General features: G+C 76.0%; 1 protein-coding gene. It reads left to right on the top strand.

Features of this window, described 5'->3' with window-relative positions:
• A partial coding sequence (locus H4F98_RS16660; RefSeq protein WP_246373351.1) for a condensation domain-containing protein occupies positions 1 to 659 on the top strand: 659 nt, incomplete at both ends.

The following is a 659-nucleotide window of genomic DNA, read 5'->3' as shown; positions in this document are numbered from 1 at the left end:
GGCCAGGCCCGCTCGGGGCATGCGCCGATCCCGGTGGTGGCGCGCGGGGGCGTGCTGCCGCTGTCGTTCGCGCAGCAGCGGCTGTGGTTCATCGACCGCCTGGAGGGCGGCAGCGCGCAGTACAACATGCCGGTGGCATTGCGGCTGGAGGGGGCGCTGGACGAAGCGGCGCTGTCGGGTGCGCTGGCGGGCCTGGTGGCGCGCCACGAGATCCTGCGCACGACGTATGCCGAACACGAGGGCGAAGGCGTGCAGGTGGTGCATCCGCCCGGACCGGTGGCGCTGGCGCGGCACGACCTGTCGGACCGGCCGGGGCCCGCGCGCGAGGCGGCGGTGCGCGAGCTGGCGCGCGAGGAAGCGGGCCGCCCGTTCGACCTGGCGCGCGACCGGGTGCTGCGCGGGGCGCTGGTGCGGCTGGACGCGGACACGCACGTGCTGCTGCTGACGGTGCACCACATCGCATCGGACGGCTGGTCGTTCGGGGTGCTGGTGCGCGAGTTCACGGCGCTGTACGCGGGCCTGGCGGGGGGCGTGGCGGCGCCGCTGGCACCGCTGCCGGTGCAGTACGCCGACTATGCGGCATGGCAGCGCGAGCGCCTGCAGGGCGAGGGGCTGGCGCGCGAGCTGGGGTACTGGCGCACGCAGCTGGCGGACCTGCC

The sequence above is a fragment of the Marilutibacter spongiae genome (assembly GCF_014145325.1).
Taxonomy (GTDB): Bacteria; Pseudomonadota; Gammaproteobacteria; order Xanthomonadales; family Xanthomonadaceae; genus Marilutibacter; species Marilutibacter spongiae.
Note: the sequence above shows the minus strand (reverse complement) of the source record. Positions and strands in the feature narration are given on the sequence as shown.